General features: G+C 44.6%; 22 protein-coding genes, 1 pseudogene and 1 riboswitch. Of the genes and pseudogenes, 3 read left to right on the top strand and 20 right to left on the bottom strand.

Annotated features, from left to right (window positions below; genetic code table 11):
• Positions 1 to 18: 18 nt before the first annotated feature.
• The 15 genes from HMPREF9378_RS09230 to HMPREF9378_RS09300 all read right to left on the bottom strand — a co-directional run bounded on the left by HMPREF9378_RS09230 (position 19) and on the right by HMPREF9378_RS09300 (position 13,474).
• Complete coding sequence (locus tag HMPREF9378_RS09230) at positions 19 to 1,368, bottom strand: LCP family protein (protein ID WP_002900050.1); 1,350 nt, start codon at positions 1,366 to 1,368, stop codon at positions 19 to 21.
• An 18-nt stretch (positions 1,369 to 1,386) separates the two neighbouring features.
• A complete protein-coding gene (gene pheA / locus HMPREF9378_RS09235; protein WP_002900049.1) occupies positions 1,387 to 2,220 on the bottom strand; it encodes a prephenate dehydratase in 834 nt (277 codons plus the stop codon).
• On the bottom strand, positions 2,217 to 2,693 hold the full coding sequence (locus HMPREF9378_RS09240) for a shikimate kinase (RefSeq protein ID WP_002900048.1): 477 nt from the start codon (positions 2,691 to 2,693) through the stop codon (positions 2,217 to 2,219). The genes pheA and HMPREF9378_RS09240 overlap by 4 nt, the downstream gene beginning before the upstream one ends.
• Complete coding sequence (gene aroA / locus HMPREF9378_RS09245) at positions 2,686 to 3,969, bottom strand: 3-phosphoshikimate 1-carboxyvinyltransferase (RefSeq protein ID WP_002913403.1); 1,284 nt, start codon at positions 3,967 to 3,969, stop codon at positions 2,686 to 2,688. The genes HMPREF9378_RS09240 and aroA overlap by 8 nt, the downstream gene beginning before the upstream one ends.
• Before the next feature lie 132 nt (positions 3,970 to 4,101).
• Positions 4,102 to 4,440 carry a YlbF/YmcA family competence regulator gene (locus HMPREF9378_RS09250; protein WP_002900045.1) on the bottom strand — a complete coding sequence of 113 codons (339 nt, stop codon included), beginning with the start codon at positions 4,438 to 4,440 and terminating at the stop codon, positions 4,102 to 4,104.
• 18 nt (positions 4,441 to 4,458) lie between these two features.
• Entirely contained in the window at positions 4,459 to 5,565 is a 1,107-nt protein-coding gene (locus tag HMPREF9378_RS09255) for a prephenate dehydrogenase (RefSeq protein ID WP_002913402.1), read from the bottom strand.
• A gap of 15 nt (positions 5,566 to 5,580) precedes the next feature.
• Positions 5,581 to 6,747 carry a chorismate synthase gene (aroC, locus tag HMPREF9378_RS09260; RefSeq protein ID WP_002900041.1) on the bottom strand — a complete coding sequence of 389 codons (1,167 nt, stop codon included), beginning with the start codon at positions 6,745 to 6,747 and terminating at the stop codon, positions 5,581 to 5,583.
• A 90-nt stretch (positions 6,748 to 6,837) separates the two neighbouring features.
• Positions 6,838 to 7,905, bottom strand: coding sequence for a 3-dehydroquinate synthase (gene aroB / locus HMPREF9378_RS09265; protein WP_032909563.1), 1,068 nt, complete (start codon positions 7,903 to 7,905; stop codon positions 6,838 to 6,840).
• A 253-nt stretch (positions 7,906 to 8,158) separates the two neighbouring features.
• A complete protein-coding gene (locus tag HMPREF9378_RS09270; protein ID WP_002900038.1) occupies positions 8,159 to 8,491 on the bottom strand; it encodes a hypothetical protein in 333 nt (110 codons plus the stop codon).
• Between the two features lie 3 nt (positions 8,492 to 8,494).
• Positions 8,495 to 8,800, bottom strand: a complete 306-nt coding sequence (locus HMPREF9378_RS09275; protein WP_002900036.1) for a hypothetical protein — start codon at positions 8,798 to 8,800, stop codon at positions 8,495 to 8,497.
• A gap of 12 nt (positions 8,801 to 8,812) precedes the next feature.
• A complete protein-coding gene (locus HMPREF9378_RS09280; protein WP_002900035.1) occupies positions 8,813 to 10,171 on the bottom strand; it encodes a hypothetical protein in 1,359 nt (452 codons plus the stop codon).
• The gene (locus tag HMPREF9378_RS09285) at positions 10,162 to 10,770 is read right to left on the bottom strand and encodes a hypothetical protein (protein WP_002900034.1); all 609 of its coding nucleotides are present in this window, start codon (positions 10,768 to 10,770) and stop codon (positions 10,162 to 10,164) included. Before HMPREF9378_RS09285 ends, HMPREF9378_RS09280 begins: the two co-directional genes overlap by 10 nt.
• Before the next feature lie 19 nt (positions 10,771 to 10,789).
• The gene (locus HMPREF9378_RS09290) at positions 10,790 to 11,647 is read right to left on the bottom strand and encodes a shikimate dehydrogenase (protein ID WP_002900031.1); all 858 of its coding nucleotides are present in this window, start codon (positions 11,645 to 11,647) and stop codon (positions 10,790 to 10,792) included.
• The gene (gene aroD, locus HMPREF9378_RS09295; RefSeq protein ID WP_002900029.1) at positions 11,637 to 12,314 is read right to left on the bottom strand and encodes a type I 3-dehydroquinate dehydratase; all 678 of its coding nucleotides are present in this window, start codon (positions 12,312 to 12,314) and stop codon (positions 11,637 to 11,639) included. Before aroD ends, HMPREF9378_RS09290 begins: the two co-directional genes overlap by 11 nt.
• Positions 12,311 to 13,474, bottom strand: a complete 1,164-nt coding sequence (locus tag HMPREF9378_RS09300) for a class I SAM-dependent rRNA methyltransferase (RefSeq protein ID WP_002900028.1) — start codon at positions 13,472 to 13,474, stop codon at positions 12,311 to 12,313. The genes aroD and HMPREF9378_RS09300 overlap by 4 nt, the downstream gene beginning before the upstream one ends.
• Positions 13,475 to 13,724: 250 nt before the next feature.
• Here HMPREF9378_RS09300 and HMPREF9378_RS09305 point away from each other — a divergent pair, with 250 nt between their 5' ends.
• Both HMPREF9378_RS09305 and HMPREF9378_RS11060 read left to right on the top strand, forming a co-directional pair.
• The gene (locus HMPREF9378_RS09305) at positions 13,725 to 15,920 is read left to right on the top strand and encodes an LTA synthase family protein (protein WP_002897278.1); all 2,196 of its coding nucleotides are present in this window, start codon (positions 13,725 to 13,727) and stop codon (positions 15,918 to 15,920) included.
• Positions 15,921 to 16,082: 162 nt separating this feature from the next.
• Positions 16,083 to 17,359: pseudogene (locus tag HMPREF9378_RS11060) on the top strand (ISL3 family transposase).
• A 54-nt stretch (positions 17,360 to 17,413) separates the two neighbouring features.
• Here HMPREF9378_RS11060 and pulA read toward each other — a convergent pair.
• The 4 genes from pulA to HMPREF9378_RS09330 form a co-directional block, all read right to left on the bottom strand.
• Positions 17,414 to 19,711, bottom strand: a complete 2,298-nt coding sequence (gene pulA / locus HMPREF9378_RS09315) for a type I pullulanase (protein ID WP_002900023.1) — start codon at positions 19,709 to 19,711, stop codon at positions 17,414 to 17,416.
• A 23-nt stretch (positions 19,712 to 19,734) separates the two neighbouring features.
• Positions 19,735 to 20,685, bottom strand: coding sequence for a diacylglycerol kinase family lipid kinase (locus HMPREF9378_RS09320; protein ID WP_002895076.1), 951 nt, complete (start codon positions 20,683 to 20,685; stop codon positions 19,735 to 19,737).
• A 9-nt stretch (positions 20,686 to 20,694) separates the two neighbouring features.
• Positions 20,695 to 22,653: an NAD-dependent DNA ligase LigA gene (gene ligA / locus HMPREF9378_RS09325; protein WP_002900022.1), complete on the bottom strand. Its 1,959-nt coding sequence runs from the start codon at positions 22,651 to 22,653 to the stop codon at positions 20,695 to 20,697.
• 105 nt (positions 22,654 to 22,758) lie between these two features.
• A complete protein-coding gene (locus HMPREF9378_RS09330) occupies positions 22,759 to 23,274 on the bottom strand; it encodes a QueT transporter family protein (RefSeq protein ID WP_002900021.1) in 516 nt (171 codons plus the stop codon).
• Positions 23,272 to 23,407: riboswitch (PreQ1 riboswitch) on the bottom strand. (Overlaps the previous gene by 3 nt.)
• Positions 23,408 to 23,435: 28 nt before the next feature.
• Here HMPREF9378_RS09330 and HMPREF9378_RS09335 point away from each other — a divergent pair.
• On the top strand, positions 23,436 to 23,876 hold the full coding sequence (locus HMPREF9378_RS09335) for a GtrA family protein (RefSeq protein WP_002900020.1): 441 nt from the start codon (positions 23,436 to 23,438) through the stop codon (positions 23,874 to 23,876).
• A 72-nt stretch (positions 23,877 to 23,948) separates the two neighbouring features.
• Here the strand turns inward: HMPREF9378_RS09335 and HMPREF9378_RS09340 are convergent, their stop codons facing one another.
• The gene (locus HMPREF9378_RS09340; RefSeq protein WP_002900019.1) at positions 23,949 to 24,656 is read right to left on the bottom strand and encodes a B3/B4 domain-containing protein; all 708 of its coding nucleotides are present in this window, start codon (positions 24,654 to 24,656) and stop codon (positions 23,949 to 23,951) included.
• Positions 24,657 to 24,665: the final 9 nt, after the last annotated feature.

The raw sequence follows: 24,665 nt of genomic DNA, 5'->3' as shown, positions 1-24,665 counted from the left end.
TTCATTATATCATATATCTTATCTGAGACCCATTTGCTGCAGTCTTTCTTTATAGGCTTCAAAGTCAATCAAGAGCCCTTGGCCACCGTACATGTCATAGGTGTCCACCCAGTCGCCATTTTCTGGAATCGTCAGGCGCTCAACTCCATTGCGGGAATCTCCAGCCATAGAGAGACCATTGGTCAAAAGGAAGCTGTAAGGCACATTGGTCGAAGTCAAGGCAAAGACCTTACCAAGGGCCTCTGACCCAGTAAAGAGCTTGGTCGGATCTTTGACTTGCTGGAAAACAGCTGTCAAGACTTCCTGCTGGCGGCGGGTCCGGCCAAAGTCGCCCTCATCATCCTTACGGAAGCGAGCGTAGTTGAGCAAGGTCCGACCGTCCATCTGCTGCTGACCGACCTTGATTGTTTGATTAGGCACCACACCGTCTTTCATGTTCAGGTCATCTGGCACTTCGACCTCTGTCACTTTCTCCCCATCGATCGTTGAGAACTGGGCATTCATGCTGACGCCATTTGGGAAAAGGGTGTCAATAGCTGTCGCAAAGGTCTGGAAATCCACCAGTGCATAATATTTGATGTCCAAATCGAAGTTATCTTTGAGCATCTGGCGGACATAGTCTGCACCGCGGTTGTGGTTTTGCTCCCCAATCGTATAGGCAGAATTGAGCTTTTGGTCATAGTAATCGGCCTGCGACGGATCGGTGTACTCATTGCTGACGCCGTCAATGTGAATAAGAGTATCACGCATAAAGCTGACCAATTTTACCTTGTGGTCCTTATTACCAACATTCAAGACCATAATAGAGTCAGTCCGCGTCTCAGTCGAGTCGTCACCAACCCGGCCATCTGTTCCGAGAATGAGGATATTCACTCCGTCCTTAGTATCCTTACCGTCAAAGAATTCTGTTTCTGCTGGCTTAGAATTGCCAGTGTGAGCTGTCGTCAAGCCTTTGACAAACATGAAAATCATGCCGCCCAAGACCATCAGCAGGAAAATCCCTACCCAAAGCAGAATTCGTTTCAAGCGGATTTTTTTGCGAGGCTTCTTGGGCTTGTCTTGTCCCAGACCAGCTCCTGCCAGAGCTTCAGGCTCCTTCTTTTGCTTTCTGCTGCGAGAAGAACGCTCAGGATACTTGGGCAAGAGGCCAGAAGAATCCATTTCAACTGGCTCTTGCTCATAGGCGTCACTAGCTGTATGCGGCTGCTCTTCATGGTCAGGCACACTGGCTGAATTGCCAATCCCCTTGGACTTCTGACGCAGATAGTCAAATTCTTTCTTTTCTTTATCGTTTAGATAATAATAATTTTTGTAGAGATAATCTAAGCGGAGCTGTTCATGATGGCTAAGATTTTCTGGTTTCTTCATCTCTTCTCCAATCTATTGCTACTTGTCCTGAATCAGAAACACACTGTAGCTACCAAAAATTTTATAAGTAATTCCAAGACTTGTCAACTCTTGATAGGCAAAATCCGCCAATTTTTTCTGTTCGTTGTCAATGTCAATAATGAAGAAATACTCTCCCAAAGCCGTTTTTAGAGGCCGGCTCTCAATCTTGGTCAGGTCAATCCCACGCCAAGCGAAGGTCGACAAAGCCTTATAGAGGGCACCTGGCAGATTGTCCGGCAGGGTCAAAGCCAGTGTCTGCTTGTCTCCTGTCTTAGCCAGTTCAAGCTTAGGCACCTCATGGCCCAAAATCCAGAAGCGGGTATAATTTTCTTCCATTTCCTGAATATCGCTGGCCGCTACTTTGAGCCCGTATTCTGCTGCAGCCGTCCGCGGGGCAATAGCCGCAAAATTCTTTTCAGGATGCTCCGCCACAAAACGAGCTGCATAGGCCGTACTAGCTGTCACCTCAATGGCAGCCTGCGGATAATGCTGGCGGATATATTTCTTTCCTTGAGCAATAGCCTGCGGATGAGAAAATATCCTCTCAATTGGCTTCTCCAAATCCGTCACCAAGAGCTGCTGCTTGATGGGCTGAACTATCTCAGCCACCGCCTGAATATCTGCTTGATGAAAGAGATAGTCCAGCGTCTCATGGACACTGCCCTCAATGGAATTTTCCACCGGAACGACCGAGTAATCCACTTCCCTAGCCTCATAAGCCTTCATGACATCGGTGATATTCTGATAGGGCACCAAGTCCTGGCTGGGAAAGGCAGCTTGGGCTACATGGTGAGAAAAGGAGCCTCTGGGACCTAAAAATGCTATTTTCATTGAATTTCCTCAATAATTTCCTGCGGGCTTTTGAGCCTCGTATCGACAATCTGGGTCGCTACTTCCTCATACCAGGCCTGACGCTGCTCAAAAATCTGCTGCAAGTCTGACTTGATCTGGTTTAAGAACAAAGGTCGCTCCTGCTTAGCATCCTGCTGAATTCGCTGATAGAGCGTTTCAAAATCTGCTTTCAGATAGATATTGTCAGCGTTCTGAGCAAGTAATCTGCGGTTTTCCGAGCTGACGACTACACCACCGCCAGTTGAGACGACCAAGTTCGTATCGATCAACTCAGCCAAGAGCTGGGCTTCAGCAGACCGAAAGGCCGCTTCACCTTGCTGATCAAAGTAGTCCTTAATAGACATGCCCAGCCGCTGGCAGAGCAGTTCATCCATATCGACAAAGTCTTGGGCTAAGCCTCTAGCCACTGTGGATTTTCCAGCTCCCATAAAGCCCAGCAATATCTTAGCCATGCATCAAACCCTCCAGGTCTCTGAAGAAGCTTGGATAGCTAGTCTTAATAGCTTCAGATCGTTCAAGTTCCACCTGACCGCTTTGAGCCAACAAAGCAGCAATCGCCGTCATCATCCCGATGCGATGGTCGCCAAAGGTATTGACCTGGGCGCCGTGAAGAGGTGTTTTCCCTTCGATAATCATGCCGTCTTCCGTCGGGGTAATAGCTGCACCCATGCTATTGAGAGCGTCTGCTACTACCTGGATACGGTCAGTTTCCTTAACTTTGAGCTCCTCTGCATCACGAATGACAGTCCGTCCCTGAGCCTGAGTCGCCAGAAGCGCAATAATCGGCAACTCATCAATCAAGCGTGGGATAATCTCACCGCCAATCTCCGTACCCTTAAGCTCAGAAGTCTCAACGGTGATGGTTGCAGACTTGGCTACTGGATCGACATCTGACAGCGTCATCCGTCCTCCCATAGCCTCTATCACTTCTAGAATACCTGTACGAGTTTCATTGATGCCGACATTTTCTAAAATAATCTTAGAGTCCGGCACAATCAATCCAGCTACCAGCCAGAAGGCCGCACTGGAAATGTCACCTGGAACCGTCACTTCCTGAGCAGTGAATTCCTGACCGCCCTGAATGCGAATTTCCTTGCCCTTGACCTCAATTTGCCCGCAAAACTGGGCAATCATATCTTCTGTATGATTACGGGTGATTTCCTTTTCTATAATAATCGACTCTCCCTGAGCCTGCAGGGCAGCAAAAATCAAGGCCGACTTAACCTGAGCAGAAGCCACTGGCAGCTGATAATGAATAGGCTGCAGTTCCCTGCTTCCCTTCATCTTGAGCGGTGGTAAATCACGCTCAGTCCGACCAGCAATCTCGACTCCCATCTGCCGAAGGGGAATGGTCACCCGATCCATAGGCCGCTTGGATAGACTGTCGTCACCAAACATCTCTGCTTCGAAATCCTGGCCAGCCAAAACACCAGAAATCAAACGGATAGACGTTCCAGAATTCCCCATATCCAGCTTATTTTTCGGTGCTTGCAGACCTTTAAATCCTACGCCATGTATCTTGACTAGATTTCCATCGTCCTCAATCTGCACGCCTAAGTCACGAAAAACCTGCATGGTAGACAGCACATCTTCTCCTCGCAGAATGTCACGAACAGTAGTGACCCCCTTGGCCAAACTTCCAAAAATAATGGAACGGTGGCTGATGGATTTATCTCCAGGTACGCGGATACGGCCCTTCAGGCCTCTTACATTGGTTGATAATTTCATAGGTGACCTCGTACTTTCCTTTGTTGCTTCTTATTTTATCATAAAAAGACCAGAAATTCTTAAAATTTCTGGAATCCTAGCTAAAGCTAAAAGAATCCGGGTATTCATCCCAGATTCTTCTTTTTTATTAACTTACTTAAGCAAATCCTGCACCGGATCAAAGATGATACGCTCAATGTCCGCTAGATAGATGGACAGTTGCTGCTGCTTATTGAAGAATTCAGAAAGAACAGCATTGCCCTGAATCTTCTCACCAAAGGAAGTCATCTTGTCCTGCACCTCCTGAGTCGGTACCTGACCAGTCTGAGCCAGCTGTTGCAGTTCTTGCTGGAAAGCCAGATAATCTGTAAAAATAGCCTTCGCTTCGCTATCAGCATCCACTGCTTTCTTGCTTTCTGCGACGGCCTTGTACTCAGGCAACTCACGCAGATTTCTGCTCAGTTCATTGGCTAAATCATAAATATTTGACATAGAGTTCTCCAATCTATATTAGTCTTCGGACACTAGGTAATCCGTATTTTCTCTTACTATTTTAGCAGATTTTTCCAAATCTTGGTGATTTTTAAAGGTGATTTGCAGAATACCGTTGATATCTTCACGGTTTTCCTCGTTGATACGAATATTGACGACTGAAATTCCCCGCAGGAGCTCCAAAATACCCAAAATCGCATCTTCTTCGTCGGGCACCTCAATAAAGAGGTCGTAAAAGCTATCTACACCGGCCCGCTTATGAATTTCCATCTGCTTGCGGCTTTGTCGCCCTCGGTCGAAAAATTCCCAGATAGCTGTCTCGTCCTTAGCCTCAATCACTGCGGCCACCTTGTCTAACTGATCTTTAAAATCTTCCAACCGCTCCAAGATAGCTTCAGGATTAGTCAAGAGAATAGAGGTCCACATACCCGGCTCACTCTCCGCAATCCGCGTCATATCTCGAAAACCACCGGCCGCAAAAGACTGGGTCAGCTCATGCTCCTGGCTATAAGCTGCCGCTTGCTCCATAAGGCTGGAGGCTAGGATATGCGGAAAATGACTGATTTGACTGGTCACTCGGTCGTGCTCGGCTGCGTCCACCTGGATAAAGCGGGCATGAAGACCACTTAGCAAGTCTTTCATTTCCTCAAGCGTACCAGACTTGGTCAGGCTAGAGGGCGTAAAGATATAATAGGCATTTTCAAAGAGAGTGACATGGGCAGCCTTGGCTCCGGTCTTGTGACTTCCGGCCATCGGGTGAGCTCCGACAAAGCGGACGGGCTTATTCTGCAGATACTTTTCTGCAGCTGCCACAATCTCAGCCTTGGTCGATCCAGCATCTGAGATGATAACATTTTCCTTCAGGTCCAGCTCCGCTAGATCCTTGATAAATGCTATGGTCTGCTTGATGGGCACAGCCAGAATAATCACATCAGCCAATGGAGCAAAGGCGGCAAAATCATCCGTTACCCGGTCTACCATTCCTCGCTCCAGGGCAACCTGTCTTGATTCTTCACTTCTGTTATAGCCGAGAATTTCAATCTCAGGATGAGCTCGCCTGATGCCCAGAGCCAAAGAAGCTCCAATCAGTCCCAGACCTGCGATATAGACTGTTTTTCTCTCCATGCCCACTCCTTTCTTCTAAAAGTTCTTGACAAATTCCCGATGGCGGGCTACCGCATCCTTCAGTTCTTCCAGATTGTCCGAAGAGAACTTCTCCAGAACTTCGGTGGCTAAAACTGTTGCCACCACGCTTTCCATGACAACACCCGCCGCTGGCAGAGCTGTAGGATCGCTCCGCTCTACTGTCGCCTTATAAGGCTCGTGGGTCTCGATATCTACGCTCATCAGTGGCTTATAAAGGGTTGGAATGGGCTTCATAACGCCGCGTACAACAATTGGCTGACCATTGGTCATACCGCCCTCAAAGCCGCCTAGATTATTGGTCCTGCGAGTGAAGCCATCTTCCTCAGACCAGAGGATTTCATCCATTACCTGACTGCCCTTGAGACGACCGGCTTCAAAGCCCACGCCAAACTCGACTCCCTTGAAAGCATTGATGGACACGACTCCCTGAGCAATCTTGGCATCCAGCTTCTTGTCCCATTGAACATAGGAGCCCAGACCGACCGGCACACCACCAACGACAGTCTCAATGACACCACCGATGGTATCCCCGTCTTTCTTAATTTGATCAATGTAGGCCTTGATTTCTTCTTCGCGCTCAGGATTGACAATGGAAACCTCTGACTGGGCAGCTCTTTCCTTGATTTCTGCTACAGTTAGATCGGCCGGCACATCAATATCAATGCCGCCAAAGGTTACGATATGGCTGGCTACCTCCACACCGATTTCTTCCAGCAAACGCTTGGCTACTGCTCCGACTGCCACACGCATGGTCGTTTCGCGGGCAGAAGAACGCTCCAGAGAATTTCGCAAATCATCAAAGCGGTATTTCATACCTCCGACTAAGTCCGCATGGCCAGGGCGTGGTTTGGTAATCTTGCGCAGCCCTTTTTTCTTTTCATCCACATCTGCCGCACTCATAATCTCCAGCCACTTCTGGTGATCCAGATTTGTGACATTGAGGGTAATCGGACCGCCCATGGTCAAGCCATGCCGAACCCCAGACGTAATCTCGACTTGATCGCTTTCAATCTTCATGCGGGCACCACGGCCGTACCCACCCTGACGACGCTTGAGCTCAGCATTGATATAGTCAGCGGTCAGAGGAAGACCAGCCGGCACCCCCTCAATAATAGCTGTCAGACGTGGTCCGTGGGATTCTCCTGCTGTTAAGTATCTCATACATTTTCTCCTATTTCTGGGATGGAAAGAACTGGACAATCTGTCTATTTTTATCCAAACTGTCCAATCGTCTTAAACTCCATCTGGCACTCATTTCTTCAGAAATTCTTTCATCTCTTCCAGCGGAATCTGGTGAATACTAGCCGAACCCAACTCAGGCACCAGTACTAGCTTGATAGAGTTGCCTCTAGCCTTCTTATCATGGGTCAGTGCCTGATAGAGAGCATTCTCATTCCATGGCTGGTAATCCACCGGCAAGCCAATCTTCTGACACATGCGGATAATGTCTTCTGTAATCCCAGCTGGCATGAGGCCTTTCTTTTCAGCGACGCGGGAAACCTGTGCCATGCCAATCGCCACAGCTTCACCGTGCATGACTTTTCCGTAGCCTGCTGTCGCTTCAATAGCGTGCCCAATAGTATGGCCGAAATTCAGATAGAGGCGGACGCCATTATCCAGCTCGTCCTCAACCACAATCTTACGCTTGACATCACAGGAATGGTAAATGATGCTCTCTGCATGCTCCAAAATAGACTCTGGACTGCCATCCATTTCTGACAGCTCTTCCCAGAGTTCCTTATCCTCAATCAAGCCGTACTTGACCACCTCGCCCATGCCTTCAATCAGTTCCCGCTGACCCAAAGTATGCAAGACTTCTGGGTCAATCAGAACTCCGTCAGGCTGGGTAAAAGTGCCGACCATATTCTTAGCCCAAGGCGTATTGACACCTGTCTTACCACCGATAGAGGAGTCCACTTGAGCAGTCAGACTAGTCGGAACCTGCACGAAATGCACGCCCCGCATATAGGTCGAAGCAGCAAAGCCTGCCAAATCTCCGACAACTCCGCCACCCAAGGCCACGATACCATCGCTGCGGGTCAAACCAACCTTGACCAAAAACTCATAGACTTTGTTGACCGTCTTTAAGTTCTTGCTGGCCTCACCCTCCAAAAAGTCAAAGACAAAAGTCTCAAAGCCAGCCGCTTCCAAGCTCAGCTTGACCTTTTCCGCATAGAGTCGAGCCACTCGATTGTCCGTGACGATGACTACCTTCTGAGGCTGCCAAAGCTGACGCAGCCAACTTCCAGCCTGAGATAAAGACCCCTTTTCGATGAGAATATCATAGGGATGATGCGGGAGATTCACATTCAGTTTCATAAGCGCCTCCATTCCGAGTCAATCAAAAAAATTATACTTGCTTCCTAGTATATCAAATTACGTCAAATATTTCAGTATCAGTAGCTATTTCTAGTCTGCTTATTAATACTCTCCTGTGTGTGTCTAGTAAAATGAGACATCTATATTCTTTTTATTAACTTTATAAATCTGTTCAACAATCTCAAAAATACTGTTTTGAGAGACTCACTCTGTTTAGTTTGGTGAAAACTTTCGTTTAGTATATCAGAGAAAACTAATCCTCCTCATATCCTTGGCGACACAACCGATCCAGCTCCTGTTGAAATTTCTTCCTTTCAACTTCTCTCTCATCTTCCAAGCGTCTTTCAAAGCGCTTCAGTTTGACTTCAAACTCCTCTTGTAGGTAAAACAGCTGATTAGAAATCGAATTAAAATGTCTACTTGATGTCCGACGATAGAAATAATAAACCCAGTCAGCCAAGTCTTCTGTATGCCTTTGCACATCCTTTCGCAAATCCTCACAGTCCCATTCAAACTCATTAAATTGCCTCGTTTTTTTAATATATGCGTTTTCTAACTCTTCAATATTCTTTTGGCGTAGAGTCACAGTTTATCCTCCAATGATTGGACTTGTTAAGTTCGGCTGGGGTACAGACTGCAAAGCACTCTCCGCTGCCTCGGCAGCCTTACCAGTAAAGCCACCTTTCAAATCCGCTACCAAGACCGTCGCCGCAAAAGACTTCATCTTCTCAGCGTGACCATTAAACCAATCCTGCAATTCAATCCCTTCCTGAGCAATGACTAGTTTCTTAGCCGCAATAACCGCTCGAATAGCTGTCCTTTCTTGCTCTTTCTTTAGTTCCTTCAAAGCATTCTCAACTGACAGCTTATCAATAGCTAAAGCTCCTCCTACCATTTCATCCTCCTATCATTTTGATAAACCAAACAAAGCAGCCTGTTCCTTATCCAGAGCCACTATTTTACCAGACGCAGCTTCCAACACCTCAGCAATCTCAGATAATTTTCTTGCATAGCTAGCCGACTGCTCAAGTGTCCCAGTTTCCAAACCAGCATCCCAACAAGTCTCCAAGGTAAACTCGCTCAACAAAGTTTCCACTTCCGAACTTGATAAACTCTTTGCCATTTGGTATGCTGCCTCATGCACCTCAGATATATGGTTTTCCGCGCTTTCTTTAGCCTGTGCCAATTTCTGATCAACTTCTGACTGATACAGACTGCCTTGCAAGCGAGCATTATCAGCTACTGTGGCTACCAATTCTTCCCGCAGACTGATGAGCTTACTTCCTGAAACACTCCCCATTTTCTTGTGCAGTTCCATAATGGTCTTGTTATTCAATTTTACTTTATCAACTGGCTCAGGTTCAAAAGGACCATATTTCTCCAAATATTCTTTGACATAGACTTCTGGATCTGTACTGTCAAACCATGTCCCCCAATCCAATAAATTAGTTTCTTTCGCTTTTTGAGCCTTTACCTTAGCAATCTTTCTTACCTGCGCTTCGCTCATACCAGTAGCAAACATATTTTTCTTATAATACCAGTCAATATCCAAACGGTTCCCCTTCAAATGGAAAAACTCTGGAGCATGATCTCCCCAAGGAGAATTGATACCATGAGTACCTTCTGCTGTAAAAACCTTTCCATACACAATTTTTCCCCCTCCACCGTCTAAGGAGGTTAAATCTTTGCCAGAATCGCTATATGAGTGTGTATGACTATTAATATACTCTAGTTCACTCTTTGTAAATACGCCACTATTTAGAGCACCTATGCCACCCCAATCTACAAAAGTAGTTATTTGGGGAACCTTATATTTAGCCCCTATTTTTACCCCAGGGACACCAGACTGACTATAAGCAGAGAGATTGGTAATAGTTCCATTATGTTTAGCAACCTCTTCTGCTGCATTTTTATAGAACAACTCCATATCATTATACTGAGGAGACAAAGCTTCACGGGCTTTTATGGCATTTCTAGTTGATTCGTTTGGAACAAGAATTGGATCCGTCGGAGTAACCCAAACCGTCTCTAATCCAACTTGAGTTCCTAAATAAACCACACTAGTTTGTGTATAATCTAAATTTTTCCCCTCTGAATCCGAAGGCACGAAAGCAATACCTTGAGTTGTTTCGTTTTTTATTTCTATAATAGTATAATATTTTCTATTTTCATTAGTACCTATATAGAACACGGTATCTTCATTTTGCTCAATTATTTCTTTTCGTTTTGCCATAACTTGTTGAATTTCTTCATCTGTCAACGCCATTTCCGATAATTTCCTTTCTGAATTTCTAGGTTATAAACAATTTCGACTTGAGGACTACCACCCTCCTTTTTCTCGACATTTTTCAACTGACCATCTTTTACTAATGCACTTATATTATCATCAATTCCATATCCTTTAGACATTTTTGCATTCTCAGGGAGAGTCTTAGCGTCAGATACATCAATATCTCCACCAGCTTTCGAATTCTCTAAAACAATAATTTCTTCATTATCAATCCCAAAATCAAATTCAACACCAAAATGCAAACCATAACTGAGGAAAGATGTTTTTCCTACTTTACGTCCCAAATAGGCCTTATTTCCTTCTTGATCATAAATGACTGGCACAACTTGAATAGATAAGTAATCATTAGGTCCTCCTTCTTCAAAAAAGATAGGAGAAAATTCAATTTTATTAATACCAGCATAGTTTTCCTTAATATAAAGAGCTGTTTGTTCTTCAAAAAGAGAGAAAGCATGCTTAATCAGCTTGTCTCTTCTAGATTCTAATTTTGAATGTTCTATTTGTTGCATAAAAATAAATCCTCCTAAGATAATAATAAACAGAATAATAATTAATACCATAATTTTTTTCTTCAATATCTTGCTCTCCTCTTATTCAATTGTTGTACAATTCTTCTAAACACTGCCAAATTTCCTGACTGGGCATGGTCTTGCCGGTCCAAAGCTCAAAGGCTTCTGCTCCCTGATAGAGCAGCATACCAAGTCCATTGACCGCTGTGACATTTTGATTTCTGGCCCATTTGAGAAAGGGCGTTTCAAAAGGTTGGTAGATAACATCCGCAACTAAAATCTGGTCAGGTAGTTCAAGCTGTTCAGGTAGGGGCATGCTGATGCCATCCATACCTAGACTAGTCCCATTGACCAGAAGGTCTGATTGATTGATTGTATCCTGCAAACTATCCGCATCTTCCAAGGTTAGTACCTGGATAGAACTCTTGGTTTGGCGACTGATAGCTGCCATCTTTCTGACAGTCTTCTCATAGGAAGACTGTCGAGTGAAAACAAAAATTTCCTCTGCATTGTCCAAAGCTGCTTGGGCAATAATCGCTGTCGCTGCTCCACCTGCCCCCAAAATCGTCATTTTTTTGCCCCGAATAGCAAAAGAAGGCAAGCTCTTAAAAAATCCCTTGCCATCTGTATTATAACCAACTAAAATTCCATTTTTATTCACAACCGTATTGACTGCTCCGATAAGGCGAGCGCTGACATCCAGCTCGTCCAGATAAGGGATCACTTCCTGCTTGTAGGGCATGGAAAGATTGACACCAAACATATCGTATCTGCGGATATTTTCTATACTGGCCTGCAGATCCTTCACTTCTACTTCCCAAGCTAGATAGACACCATTGACACCAGTCTTTTCAAAAGCCATATTGTGAATAAGAGGAGAAATACTGTGCTTAATTGGCTTGGCAACCACAGCAGCCATGCGGGTGTGGCCATTAATTCTCATTCAAAATCTCCTGAATTTTCTTCATATTGCTCAGAGAAATCTGACCGGGTGCTGACGCCATATCCTGACTGGCAAATGACCAGCTGGAACCTGTCAAATCAGCCGCAATGCGAGAAATCTTGCCGACTTTTCCCATGGAAATAGTAACAAAATCCTGCTCAGGGTTTAAAGTCTTAAAACCGCGAGTATAGTTCATCAAGTCCAGCACATCCTGCTCATTGTGAGCCATGACAGAAACCTTGACCACCTTAGGGGTCAGAGAAGTCAGCTCAGACAGGATTTCCATCATATTTTCCGGTGTTTCCTCGAAGTTGTGGTAGCTCAACACCAGATTAGGAAACTCTAGCATTTCTTCAAATTTTCCCTTGTGAGAGAAATATTCAAAGTCGATATAATCCGGCTGGTAAAAACCGGCCACTTCCTTGATAAGAGCTACGTATTCATCATCGGACAGTTCAATTTCTCCGCCTTCCTGACGGGTCCGTAGCGTGAAAATCAACTCACGTCCGGCAAATTTTTCAAAAATAGCTGGCGCAACATTTAAAATGTCATCCTTGGCCAGAAAATCTGCCCGCCATTCAATAATATCCGCTTCTTCGTAGCGTGATACATCAATTTCTTGAGCTTCTTCTAAACTCTTGGGCATTACAGAAACGACTAATTTCATTGGTCCACCTTTATTGTAAATACCTTGAGGTAATTACTGCTCCCGTCTTTTTTATTATAGACAAAGTCTGCTGGCAGGCCATACTCCGCAAGATAGCGGTGCTTTCTGCCGGCAAGACCTTTTTCAATTTCTTGTTTAAACTTACTTTTGGAAAGATTGGCTGCATTGGTGCTTAAAATCATGATTCCCTGAGGATTCAGGATTTCCAAAGCTTGTGCAACCAAACGATGATAATCTTTAGCAACTGAGAATGTTCGCTTCTTATTTCTAGCAAAGCTAGGCGGATCTATCACAATGACATCAAAGCTTAGATCGTGACGCTTAGCGTACTTGAAATAATCAAAGACATCCATCACCTGAAAGCGATGCTGATCCAGTGTCAGACCATTGGCCAGAAAATGAGCTTCTGACAGCTCACGGCTACGCTTGGCCAAATCAACTGATACTGTCTGACTGGCACCGCCCATGGCTGCTGCTACTGAAAAAGCAGCTGTATAGGAAAACATATTGAGTAAACTTTTACCAGCAGCCAGACCATCTACCAGACTAGCACGCACCTCGTGCTGATCCAGAAAGATACCGGTCATGAGACCATCATTCAGAAAAACCTGATAGCGAACACCGTTCTCCAAGACTGTGAAGGTTTCTGGAGCTTCTGCTCCGTAGAGATGAGCGGATTCGTAGTTCAAACCCTTGAAACGAATCTTTTCATAAGCTCCCTGAATCTCTGGGAAAACCTTAGCGAAGGCTGTCAGAATCTGCTCCTTGATAGCAACGACAAAGTCATTGTACCAAGAAAAAAGCGCAAAGTCATTGTAGAAATCCACCGTGAAGCCACCGAAGCCATCCCCCTCTTGATTAAAGAGTCGAAAGGCTGTCGTGTCAGACGAATGAAAATAAGCAGAACGTCTGCTCTTAGCCTGCTCAAAGAGACCTTGAAAAAAATCCGAGTTTAGCTCTACCTTCTTCTGGGAAATCAGCCAGCCAACTCCCTTATTCTGCGGAGAGAGATAGGCTGTGCCTAAGAACTTTCCCTGACGGTTTTGCAGCTCCACGCATTGATTCTGAAGCGAAAGAGCACCAAAATCCTTTTTATCTAATAAAAGAATGCCCTTTCTCAGTTTTTCTTCTGCCTGTTGAGTAACAGTAAGTTTATTCATAAATTATATTATACCAAAGATTGTGAAAATTCTCAAAACATATTTTACATTTGAGTTAATAAAAGATTTCACAAACGAGTGCAAAACGACTATAAACCTCTCTATAGAGAGGATAAGGCTTTTATAGGAATATTACAATTTCGCCGATTTAAAATATCTCAAATGCGGCTCAAATTTTCCTTAACTGGAGAAATTATGTTATACTTAGAGAAGAAAATTTTTAGGAAATAAGACAAGGAAGTAACTTTTTGTGAAAAAAATAACCAAGAATTTACTCAATTTCATGAGTACGAGACTAGGTTTTGTCTTGATTTTACTGGTCCTCTATTGGATAAAAACCATGTGGGCCTATACGATTGATTTTAACCTTGATATTCAAGGTGCTTATCAAGTATTTTTAGCTATTATCAACCCTTTCCCTATCAGCCTTTTGCTGCTAGGACTAGCACTTTATGTAAAACGAACCAAATTATTCTACAGCCTAGCCTTCGGAATCTATCTGCTCCTCTTTGCTTGGCTGGTATCTAACTCCATTTACTACCGCGAGTTCAGTGACTTTGTCACAGTCAATACTATGCTGGCTTCTAGCAGCGTTTCAGCTGGACTTGGGGAAGCAGCACTTGAGCTCTTCCGCCCTTGGGATATTCTTTATCTGATTGATTTCCCAATTTTGGCCTTCTTATTTTTTAAGAAATACATCCGAATGGATGACCGCCCTTTCAATAAACGCGCTAGCTTTGCTGTGACCTCCCTGTCCGCCATGCTTTTCTCAGCCAACCTTTTCTTGGCTGAAATTGACCGGCCTGAGCTCTTGTCACGTGGATTTTCCAACTATTATGTTGTTCGTGCTCTGGGCTTGCCAGCCTTTCTAGGTTACAGTGCCAACCAGACATATACCGCCAATCGTGAGCGCTCCAAAGCTTCTGAAAAAGACTTGGAACCAGTAACAGAATATATCCAATCCCACTATGCGGAACCAAATCCAGAATATTACGGGATTGCCAAAGGCCGCAATGTTATCTATGTCCATCTGGAAAGCTTCCAGCAGTTCCTGATTGACTATAAGCTGCAGGCAGATGGGAAAGAGTACGAGGTGACACCTTTCCTCAATTCCCTCTACCACTCCAACTCGACTTTAGCTTTCTCTAATGTCTTCAACCAGGTCAAGGCTGGTAAGACTTCTGATGCTGAAACCATGATTGAAACTGGTCTCTTCGGTCTCAATCAAGGATCCTTCATGGTCAACTACGGTGGTACCAATACCCAGCAAGCTGCACCTTTTATTCTTTCCAAAAACGGCGGCTACACTTCTGCTGTTTTCCATGGAAATACTGGAAGCTTCTGGAACCGCAATACAGCTTACAAGCAATGGGGTTATAACTATTTCTTCGATGCGTCTTACTTTACCAAGCAGGACGACACCAACTCTTTCCAGTACGGCTTGAACGACAAGATTATGCTGAAAGATTCCATCAAATACCTGGAACACCTGCAGCAGCCTTTCTATGCTAAATATATCACGGTTTCCAATCACTATCCTTACACGACTAGCTTGATTGGTGACGAAATTGGCTTCCCGCTGGCTAAGACCAAGGATGAAACCATCAACGGCTACTTTGCCACTGCCAACTACCTAGATTCTTCTGTCAAGGCCTTGTTTGACTATCTCAAAGAATCCGGCCTCTATGACAACTCTATTATCGTTCTCTATGGAGACCATTTTGGAATTTCCCAAACCCGTAATCCTAACTTGGCCCCTCTTGTAGGAAAGACCTCTGAGACTTGGTCTAATTATGACAATGCCATGATGCAGCGCGTGCCTTACATGGTCGTGGTGCCTGGCATGGACAAAGGAAAGATAATCGATACATACGGTGGTCAAGTAGATATGCTGCCAACATTGGAGCATTTGCTGGGCATTGACTCTAAGAACTACCTTCAAGTTGGACAAGACCTGCTGTCATCTCAGCATCAGCAAATCACAGCTTTCCGATCCAGCAATAACTTTGTCACTCCAAAATACACTAGCTTCAACGGACGGACCTACTACACCCAGACCGGTGAAGAAATTACCAATCCTGACGAAACCATCAAAAAGGAGCTGGATGAGATTCGCAATGCTGCCAATACTCAGCTGAAGATGAGTGACGCTATTCAGACCGGCGACTTGATTCGTTTCTACAAGGGGAATGACTTAGGCAAGGTCAACCCTAAAGATTACTCTTATCTTAATTCAATGAAAGCCTTGTTGGCTATTGAAAAGGAAAAAGGCGACCAATCAACCAGTCTTTACTCTAAGCGAGGCAATGTCTCCACTGTGGACCTCTTTAATTCGCCAAGCTATCGTGCACTGCATCCAGAGCAGTTCCAAACTAGCAGCAGCGACGAAGACAGCAGTCAGGAAGACTCGAGCTCTTCAAGCTCTAGCTCCACAGCCAATCCATAGATAGCAAAAGCCTTAAGTCCATTGGACTTAAGGCTTTTCAGGCTCTATAATTTCTGTAGTGGGTAAAACCGCTGTAGGAATGATGGAGCCTATTTGTTGTAGAAAAAAAGTCCCATAAGTCCTATAATGAAAAGCGATGAAACTATCATTAGAAAGACTCTTATGGAACAGTTCAATTTTATCACAAACTTACTGGGAATAAAAGACCAAAACATCACTATCTTGGATGTTCTAGATGCTGTTACACATAAAGAAATCATCGCTAAGCTAGATTATCCTGCTCCTAAATGCTCCCACTGTCAAGGACAAATGGCTAAATATGACTTCCAGAAAGAATCCAAAATCCCTTATCTAGAGTGTGCGGGATACAAAACGCTGATTCGCTTAAAGAAACGACGTTTTCGCTGTAAAGTCTGTGGGAAAATGGCTGTCGCAGAGACTTCCTTAGTCAAGAAGAATCACCAAATCGCAACCATCGTCAAGCAGAAAATCCCTCAAAAACTAATCGAGAAAGTCCCTATGACAGCCTTCGCTGAAAGCTTAGCTGTCTCTACTTCCACCGTCATTCGTAAATTGAAAGAATTCAAGTTCAAGGCAAACCTCAACTACCTTCCAGAACACATGAGCTGGGATGTGGAAACAGTCAGGGAAGTGACTGTTTCAATCGGCAGATAGAGATGAACTTCATTGCACAGGATTTCGATTCCAGAAAGATTATAGCTATCTTAAGATGGGCGGACTCAAGCAACGATTCGCAATCACTTCCTGCGCTATTCCAGACAGGTCCGAAATAGCGTGAAAATCATTACCATGGACATGTTTAGTCCCTACTACGATATTGCCAGAAAACTATTCCCAAACGCTAAAATCGTTCTGGATCGTTTTCACATTGTACAACATCTCAGCCGGGCTATGAACTGCCTTCGTATCCAAATCATGAATCAGTTTGATCGAAAATCGCACGAATATAAGGCACTCAAACGCTACTGGAAACTCATTCAACAGGATAGTCGAAAACTAAGCCATAAACGCTTTTATCATCCAACTTTTCGGTTGCACTTAACCAATAAAGAGATTCTTGAAAAGATTCTCTATTGCTCCCAAGAACTCCAAGAACACTATAAACTCTACCAACTCCTGCTTTTTCATTTTCAAGAGAAACAGGCTGGGCATTTCTTTGGACTCATTGAAGATACCCTCTCTTGTGTAAATCCTATCTTTCAAACTGTTTTTAAGACCTTTTTGAAAGATAAGGACAAGATCTTGAACGCGCTGGAACTGCCCTACTCAATGCAAAACTAGAAGCTGCTAACAACCTCATCAAGGTCATCAAGCGCAATGCTTTCGGATTTCGGAACTTTGACAATTTTAAAACTAGAATCCTCATCGCTTTGAATATCAAAAAGGAGAGGACTGATTTAGTCCTCTCCAGGATATGACTTTTTAGCAACCCACTACAGTTGACAAAGAGCCGCTTTTCAGTAGCTAATAACTTATTGAATAACTTCAAAAACAGAAACCGTCAGATTTTCAACATAGAAAGGCTTCTTATGACGGCTATTGCCCACTATGAGACGCAGCTTATCTGCATTAGGCAGATAATAGGGCAGGCCGCTGGCATTAAATATGACTTGATAATGCTTGTCGTCCTTAATCTCAAAGATAATCAAACCACTGCCCTGCTCGGCTGATTGGACAAAGACATGCTTATAAATATCTTCATAGGTCTGATAAGAAAAGGTTTTGCAGCTTGTCTTGAGGCGAATGATGTTCTTGATAAAATCAATACTCTCTTGATGATCCTGCAAAATATCCCAATTCACCTGATTGACTGCATCTGGTGCATTGTAACTGTTCATAGCCCTTTCGCGATCGCTATGCAGGACTTGGCCGTCCTCCCCCGTAGCTACGAGCTTAGTACGGGAAAATTCCTGTCCCACCTCCATGAAAGCCATACCCTGCATGAGCAGGTTTATGGCAGTTGCCAGCTCAATCCGCTTGGTGCGAGTCAGAACATCATCATCAGGATGCAGCTCCGCAAGCAAATCATGCAGATTGAAATTATCGTGTGCCTCCACGTAGTTAAGGACTTGATCAGGACTGAGATAGCTGCCTAGCTCACTGCTGCCAAGGATAGACTTAGCAACGATATCCTCCGTCGCCTGGCCACTGACAAAACCAGCCTTGATGCCACCGTAAACTTCTGCTCCCTTAACCGCATCCCGCTCTGTATCATTGAAAAATCCAATCCGCGGCAACTGATAAGCATTGTCCTTTTTGGCCTTGTCTTCTGGTCTCAGGCCCGTTCCCATATCCCAGCCTTCTCCATAGAGCAGGATTCGCGGATCTACCTCATCCATAGCTTGACGGATGGCATTCATCGTTTCTACATCATGAATTCCCATCAGGTCGAAGCGGAAGCCATCTACATTGAACTCCTCTACCCAGTAGAGCAGAGAGTCAGTCATAAACTTGCGAAACATCTCGTGCTCGCTGGCCGTCTCACTCCCCACTCCGGTTCCATTTTGGAAAGAGCCGTTAGGATTCATCCGATAGTAATAATCCGGTACCGTAGCCTGAAAAGCCGAATCATAGGTCGAGTAGATGTGATTATAGACAACATCCAGTGTCACAGAAATCCCCGCATCATGATAGGCCTGAATCATTGTTTTCAAGTCGCGAATAGCCTGCGCAGGATCAGCAGGATTGCTGGAAAAGCTGGTCTCCGGAGCATGATAATTCTGCGGGTCATAGCCCCAGTTGTAGATCAGCTCTCCATTTTCATCATAGTCCTTGTGACGATCAGAGACAGGCTGAAGTTGGACGACATTAACTCCTAAATCACTGATATAGTCAAAGCCAGTCTTTTGCCCTAGATGATTGGTAGTGCCTTTTTGACAGGCTCCTAAGAAGGTCCCACGCAGCTGACTATCCACGCCTGAAGTCTCCGACTTGGTCAAATCACGAACGTGCATCTCATAAATCACTGCCTGATTTGGATTGTCCAAACGCCAGACGGCTTTTTTGCCCTGCTGGACCTGAAAACCATCTACTTCTGTCTCATCTGCTCCAAGAATCGCTGAGCGCTTGCCATCTGGACTGGTCGCAACAGTATAGGGATCACGAGTATAAAAATTGCGGTATTCAAAGCTAACATGGTAGTGATAGGTTTTACCGGTCAAGTCTTCTGCTATTTCAGCTGACCAAACACCAATGGTATTTTCCTTATGGTCTTGAGAATATCGATCTCCTTTTTGCATTGGGAAGATTTTATAAACAGGAGCTTGATTGGAAGCTGATTCATAGACTACTAGTTCTACCTTCCTAGCTGTCGGTGCCCAAACTTTGAAAATATGTGCGCCGTCCATCTGACAGTGTCCCAACCAGCCTTGATAGCCCCAGCATTCATCAAAGTAGTCTGTTCTCAAGGCCATATCAAAGTTATGCGGACGCCGACGTGAATACTGGTGACTCGTCGTTGCAGCCTGCAAAGAATAATAAACCTGCATATCTCCCTCAATCAGCCAAATTTCCGTCACCAGATGAGGAGGTAACAAATCAATATGATAGTCACAGGACTGGCTAGACCAGTCTGAACGTTTGATAATCACATGAGCATGATCTAAGGGCTCCCAGGTTTGAAATGATAATTCCCCCTGAATACCAAAATAATCAAGTTTGGAAAAGGCTGCTTCCTTTCCCCAATGGTTTATTTGCCACTGCCACATATCATAGGAGAAATAATCTCCAGTCGGATTGTGATAATGGACTAAGACTTTATAGTCTAGCATGTTCTTTCATCTCTTATCTAAAATTATTCTATTGAAAGGGCTGTCTGACTGATTTCATCAATATTGGCAAAAAATTCCAAATGACCGTGCAGCACTTCCAGTTCAACAGGCGTATCACCGCCGTATTCTCCATCCAAATTCAGCATAAATGGACCTTTTTTATCTAAAACTTCCAGCTGCAGCTTGCTTGTTTTGAGGTATTCTACATTGATATCGCCAACGTGCTGACCGCCATTGATAGCCTGCATCATCAGACTCAGCATGTCAAAGAGATTGGCTGTCTTGACCAAAATCAAGGTAAAATTCCCGTCATCTAATTTAGTATCTGGCGCTAGCTTTTCAAAACCACCAATGGAGTTGGTCAGGGCCGCAAACATGAGCGAAATCTTCCCTTCAAAGACACCGTGGTCGTGCTTGATACGGACCTTGCGGAACTTAGAGCGAGGGAGCTTTTTTGCTCCTTCTGCAACATAGGCAAAGTAGCCTAGGCGGGATTTGACCTCGCTAGGAACGCTGTACGTCAGCTCTGTCAGGGTTCCAGCTGCTGCAATATTGATAAAATACTTGCTGCCATATGCCCGGCCAATATCCATTTTAATGGTCTGGTTCTTTTCAATAATGCGGGCCGCCGCTACTGGGTCTCCCATGGGAATCTTCAGAGCACGCGCATAATCGTTGGTTGTACCAGTTGGGATAAAGGCCAATTTAGGCCGTTCATCCAGATTCGCCACACCATTAACTACCTCATTGATGGTACCGTCGCCGCCTGCCGCAATAATCAAATCAAATCCTGCTTTTGCTGCTCTTTCAGCTTCTTTTTGAGCAGAAAGAGGCGCTGGAGTGGTTTGATAGGCGCTTGTTTCATAGCCCACATCCTCCAAAACATCCAGAACTTCCGCAATATTTTTCTTAATAATTTCCTGTCCCGAAGTCGGGTTATAAATCAATCGTGCTCGTTTAATCTTATCCTTCATACTTCAGCCTCATAAGCTATCAAGCCAGTCTTCATCCCGAATTTCAATTCCCAACTCCTGAGCCTTGGCCAGCTTACTGCCGGCATCTTGGCCAGCCACTACCAGATCCGTTTTTTTAGAAACAGATCCGGAAACATTAGCACCCAGACTCTGCAATTTTTCTTTAGCCTGATTGCGGGTCAATTTTTGTAATTTACCAGTCAGGACAACCGTCATACCAGATAGGGCTGCATCAGCCGCTGCCTTTTGCCCCAGATAGTCCAGATTCACACCTGCTTCCTGCAGCTCCGCCAAAAGAATCTGAGATCCTTCCTGCTCAAAATAGGTATGCAGGCTTTGGGCAATCACAGTTCCAATACTGTCAATAGCCGCAATTTCTTCTTGGCTGGCCTGAGACAGCTTAGGAATATCATGGAATTTCTCCAGCAAAATCCGACTGGCCTTGCTTCCCACATGGCGAATTCCCAAGCCGAACAAGAGACGTTCAGCCGAGTTCTCCTTGGAAGCTTGAATAGCAATATACAATTTATTTGCTGATTTTTCCTTAAAGTTCTCTAGTTCTAGTAAATTTTCTACCGTCAGCCGATAGATTCCAGCCACATCCTTGACTAGATTTTGAGCAAAGAGCTTCTCTACTACTGCTGGACCAAGACCAGTAATGTTCATGGCATCTCGGCTGGCAAAGTGAATCAAGCCCTCCTTAATCTGGGCTGGACAGAGCGGATTGATGCAGCGCAGAGCGACTTCATCTTCAAAGTGTACCAGCTCACTCTCACAGCTCGGACAGTGACTTGGTATTTCCAGATGCTCCTCTGAGACACGCTTGGAGTCCACCACTCGCAAGACAGCAGGAATAATATCTCCCGCCTTATAGACGATAACTGTGTCTTTCTGACGAATATCCTTCTCTGCAATATAGTCCACATTGTGCAAGGTTGCTCGGCTGACAGTCGTTCCCGCTAGCTGAACCGGCGTCAGATTAGCTGTTGGAGTCACAACTCCTGTCCGGCCGACTGTCCAGTCAACAGACAGAAGCTGGGCTTCCTTTTCCTCAGCCGGAAACTTATAGGCAATGGCCCACTTGGGTGCCTTGACAGTAAAGCCAAGCTCCTCTTGCACCGCCAAGTCATTAACCTTGATGACAATACCGTCAATCTCATAAGCCAGACTGTCTCGCTCCTGAGCAATCTTTTCAATAAACTCCCAAACTGCTTCGATAGAATCCGCCAGAATATGAGTAGGATTGACTGAAAAGCCTAAATCTGCCAGCTTGTTTAAGACGGCTTCTTGGCTGCCAACCTGAGTTGGACTTGCTTCTTGGTAGAGGAAGGTTGCTAGATTACGCTTGGCCACAACTGCTGTATCCAACTGCCGCAAGGTTCCTGCTGCCGCATTTCGGGGATTGGCAAACTCAGGCTCACCATTCTCCTGCCGCAGCTGATTGACCGCATCAAAGGAAGCCTTGGGCATGTAGCACTCTCCGCGAACAGTAATGTCCAGCGGTTCTTTCAATGTCAGCAGAATATCCTTGACCCGCTTGAGATTTTCAGTGATGTTTTCTCCAACAGAGCCGTCCCCCCGAGTCGCCCCTGCTACCAAGATTCCTTTTTCATAGGTCAGGGAAATAGAGAGCCCATCAATCTTGAGCTCACAAAGATAAGAGACCTGAGGAAATTCCTTGCGAATCCTCTGGTCAAAGGCTATTAATTCTTCACGTGAAAAAGCATCCTGCAAACTAAAGAGAGGATACTGGTGTGGATATTTTTCAAATCCTTCTAAAATCTTCCCACCCACCCGATGCGTTGGGCTATCAGGTAGGATATCGGTTGGGTACTTTTCTTCTAACTCCGCTAACTCACGATAGAGTCTGTCATACTCGCTGTCCGATACACTTGGCCTGTCTGCCGTATAATATTCATGAGCATATCGGTTGAGCAATTCTACTAATTCTGACATTCTTTCTTTCATACTTCTATTTTATCACAAATACACAAAATCTTCCTCTATTTGTTCCGAATTCTTCCTCAAAAAGAAAAGTACATAAAAAGAGCGGAAATTCCGCTCTCTGCTGTTTTATTTTGTCAAATCAATACTTTTTGCAATCTGGTTAATAATGATAGCTCCAGCAATCAAAGAAGCAAATTCTCCAATGGCCGTTGTAAACCAAGTCAGGAAGAATGGATAGCCTTGCAAGAAGTGTAATTCTGCAGCAATGGTCACCATTGAGATAGAAAAGAAAACTGCAAAATAGAAATGATCCAAACGAATCAAGCCTTTAATAAGATATTGATTCTTATAGCGACTGAAAAAATAGACACCCAGTGACAGGAAGACTAAAGTGGACCCACCGCCAACAAAGACATCAACGATTCCAAAACTATAGAGATTGGCAATCATACAGCCAATGGTCACTCCCATGATATATTTCCGATTATAAAAAGCCATAAAGTTCATCATTTCAGAAATTCTGAACTGGTAAGCACCAAAGCTAATCGCATTTAAAGGGGGCGTAATCGTAAGAGCTACATAAATAGCAGCAACAATGGCAATCTGAGCCAAATCACGAACTCTCAGTTTTTCTTGTTTCATATTTTCTCCTTTAGCGGCTTTACCGCGTGTAATATGCTTGGCGAAAGAAGCTAAGCGCCAAGGGTTGCGTCACATGAGTGGAGCATCATTAGTTGATTCCCCACAGATTTGGCAACCCAACTAGTATAGCATAAATCCTAGAAATATGATAGACTATCTTTATGAAAACTTTAATCAAAAAATTCTTTGACAATGAGGTTCTGGCCTATCTTTTCTTTGGTGTGGCAACAACTGTCGTATCCGTTGTCAGTCGGATGCTCTGCTATGAATTGACGGGAAACGAACTACTGGCTACGATAATTGGTGATATTCTTGGCATTCTCTTTGCTTTTGTAACCAACGATACCATCGTTTTCAAGCAAGCAAGGAGTGGCTGGCCTTCTAGACTTATCAAATTTTTCACTGCACGTTTGGCTACTATGGGCTTAAATTTACTGCTAACCTTTATTTTTGTCACTAGCTTCCCACAGATCATAGGCCAGTTTGTCAATAACAATATCAAAATGGTCAATACCATCGAAACCTTCATTGCTCAAGTACTAATCATCGTTCTCAACTATGTCTTTAGTAAGATTTTTGTCTTTAAAAACAAGGAGAAATAACAACAAATCAGTCTATTTCACCCTATAAAAGCAAATCTGGACCAGATAATTCTGATCCAGATTTTTTTATTCCTAAATTTCCAAGCTTGGATTATCAAGCGTCAGATGGGTGATTTCACCTTTGACACCAGAATAGTCCTCAATCAGAGTCTGAAGCTCTATCATAGCTGCTTGAGCACGCACGGCCTGCTCTTCGTTGATGGCCTCGATAACCAAGATGGCATTCTTGGTCTCCTCGGTCAGCATAGTTCGCTGGGCTTCTCGCCAGTTAAGGCAACGGCAGACAGCCCCTTCTTCATCATAGTAGATGATTTCTTCTGGAAGTGCCGGTGCGTCACTCTCAGCACCCAGCGGGAAAAAGGATTCCCCACCCTTGGCTTTTCCTAGATGAAGACCTCCGACAATCTTATCCAAATCCTCACCGCCACATGGAACCGCATAAGACAGCGAGACACTGTTGTAGATATCGACCAAAGGATTGATTGGATGAAATTCCCGTCCCTGACTGACCCGCTTGAGCAGAGCTTCGATAGAGGAACGCGCTCCTTTCTTGGTCTTGAATTGGCTGAAAGCCTGCCGCCACTCCTGAATGACTTCATTTTGAGTGAAGTTCTCGTCTGGGATAAAGTCCTCAGCTCGTTTTGCTCCCTTATCCAGCAGGGATTTGAAATATGGATCCTTACTTTCATCCACACTATTATCCAGCCTCTTGACCACTAAAACACTAATCTGAGCTTTCGGAAATACTTGCCAAAATTCATGTTCAACTGTAACTTTCATGATGCACCT

The sequence above is a fragment of the Streptococcus sanguinis SK1 = NCTC 7863 genome, assembly GCF_000194945.1.
Taxonomy (GTDB): domain Bacteria; phylum Bacillota; class Bacilli; order Lactobacillales; family Streptococcaceae; genus Streptococcus; species Streptococcus sanguinis.
The sequence above is the reverse complement of the archived record's forward strand: the minus strand, read 5'-3'. Positions and strand labels throughout refer to the sequence as shown.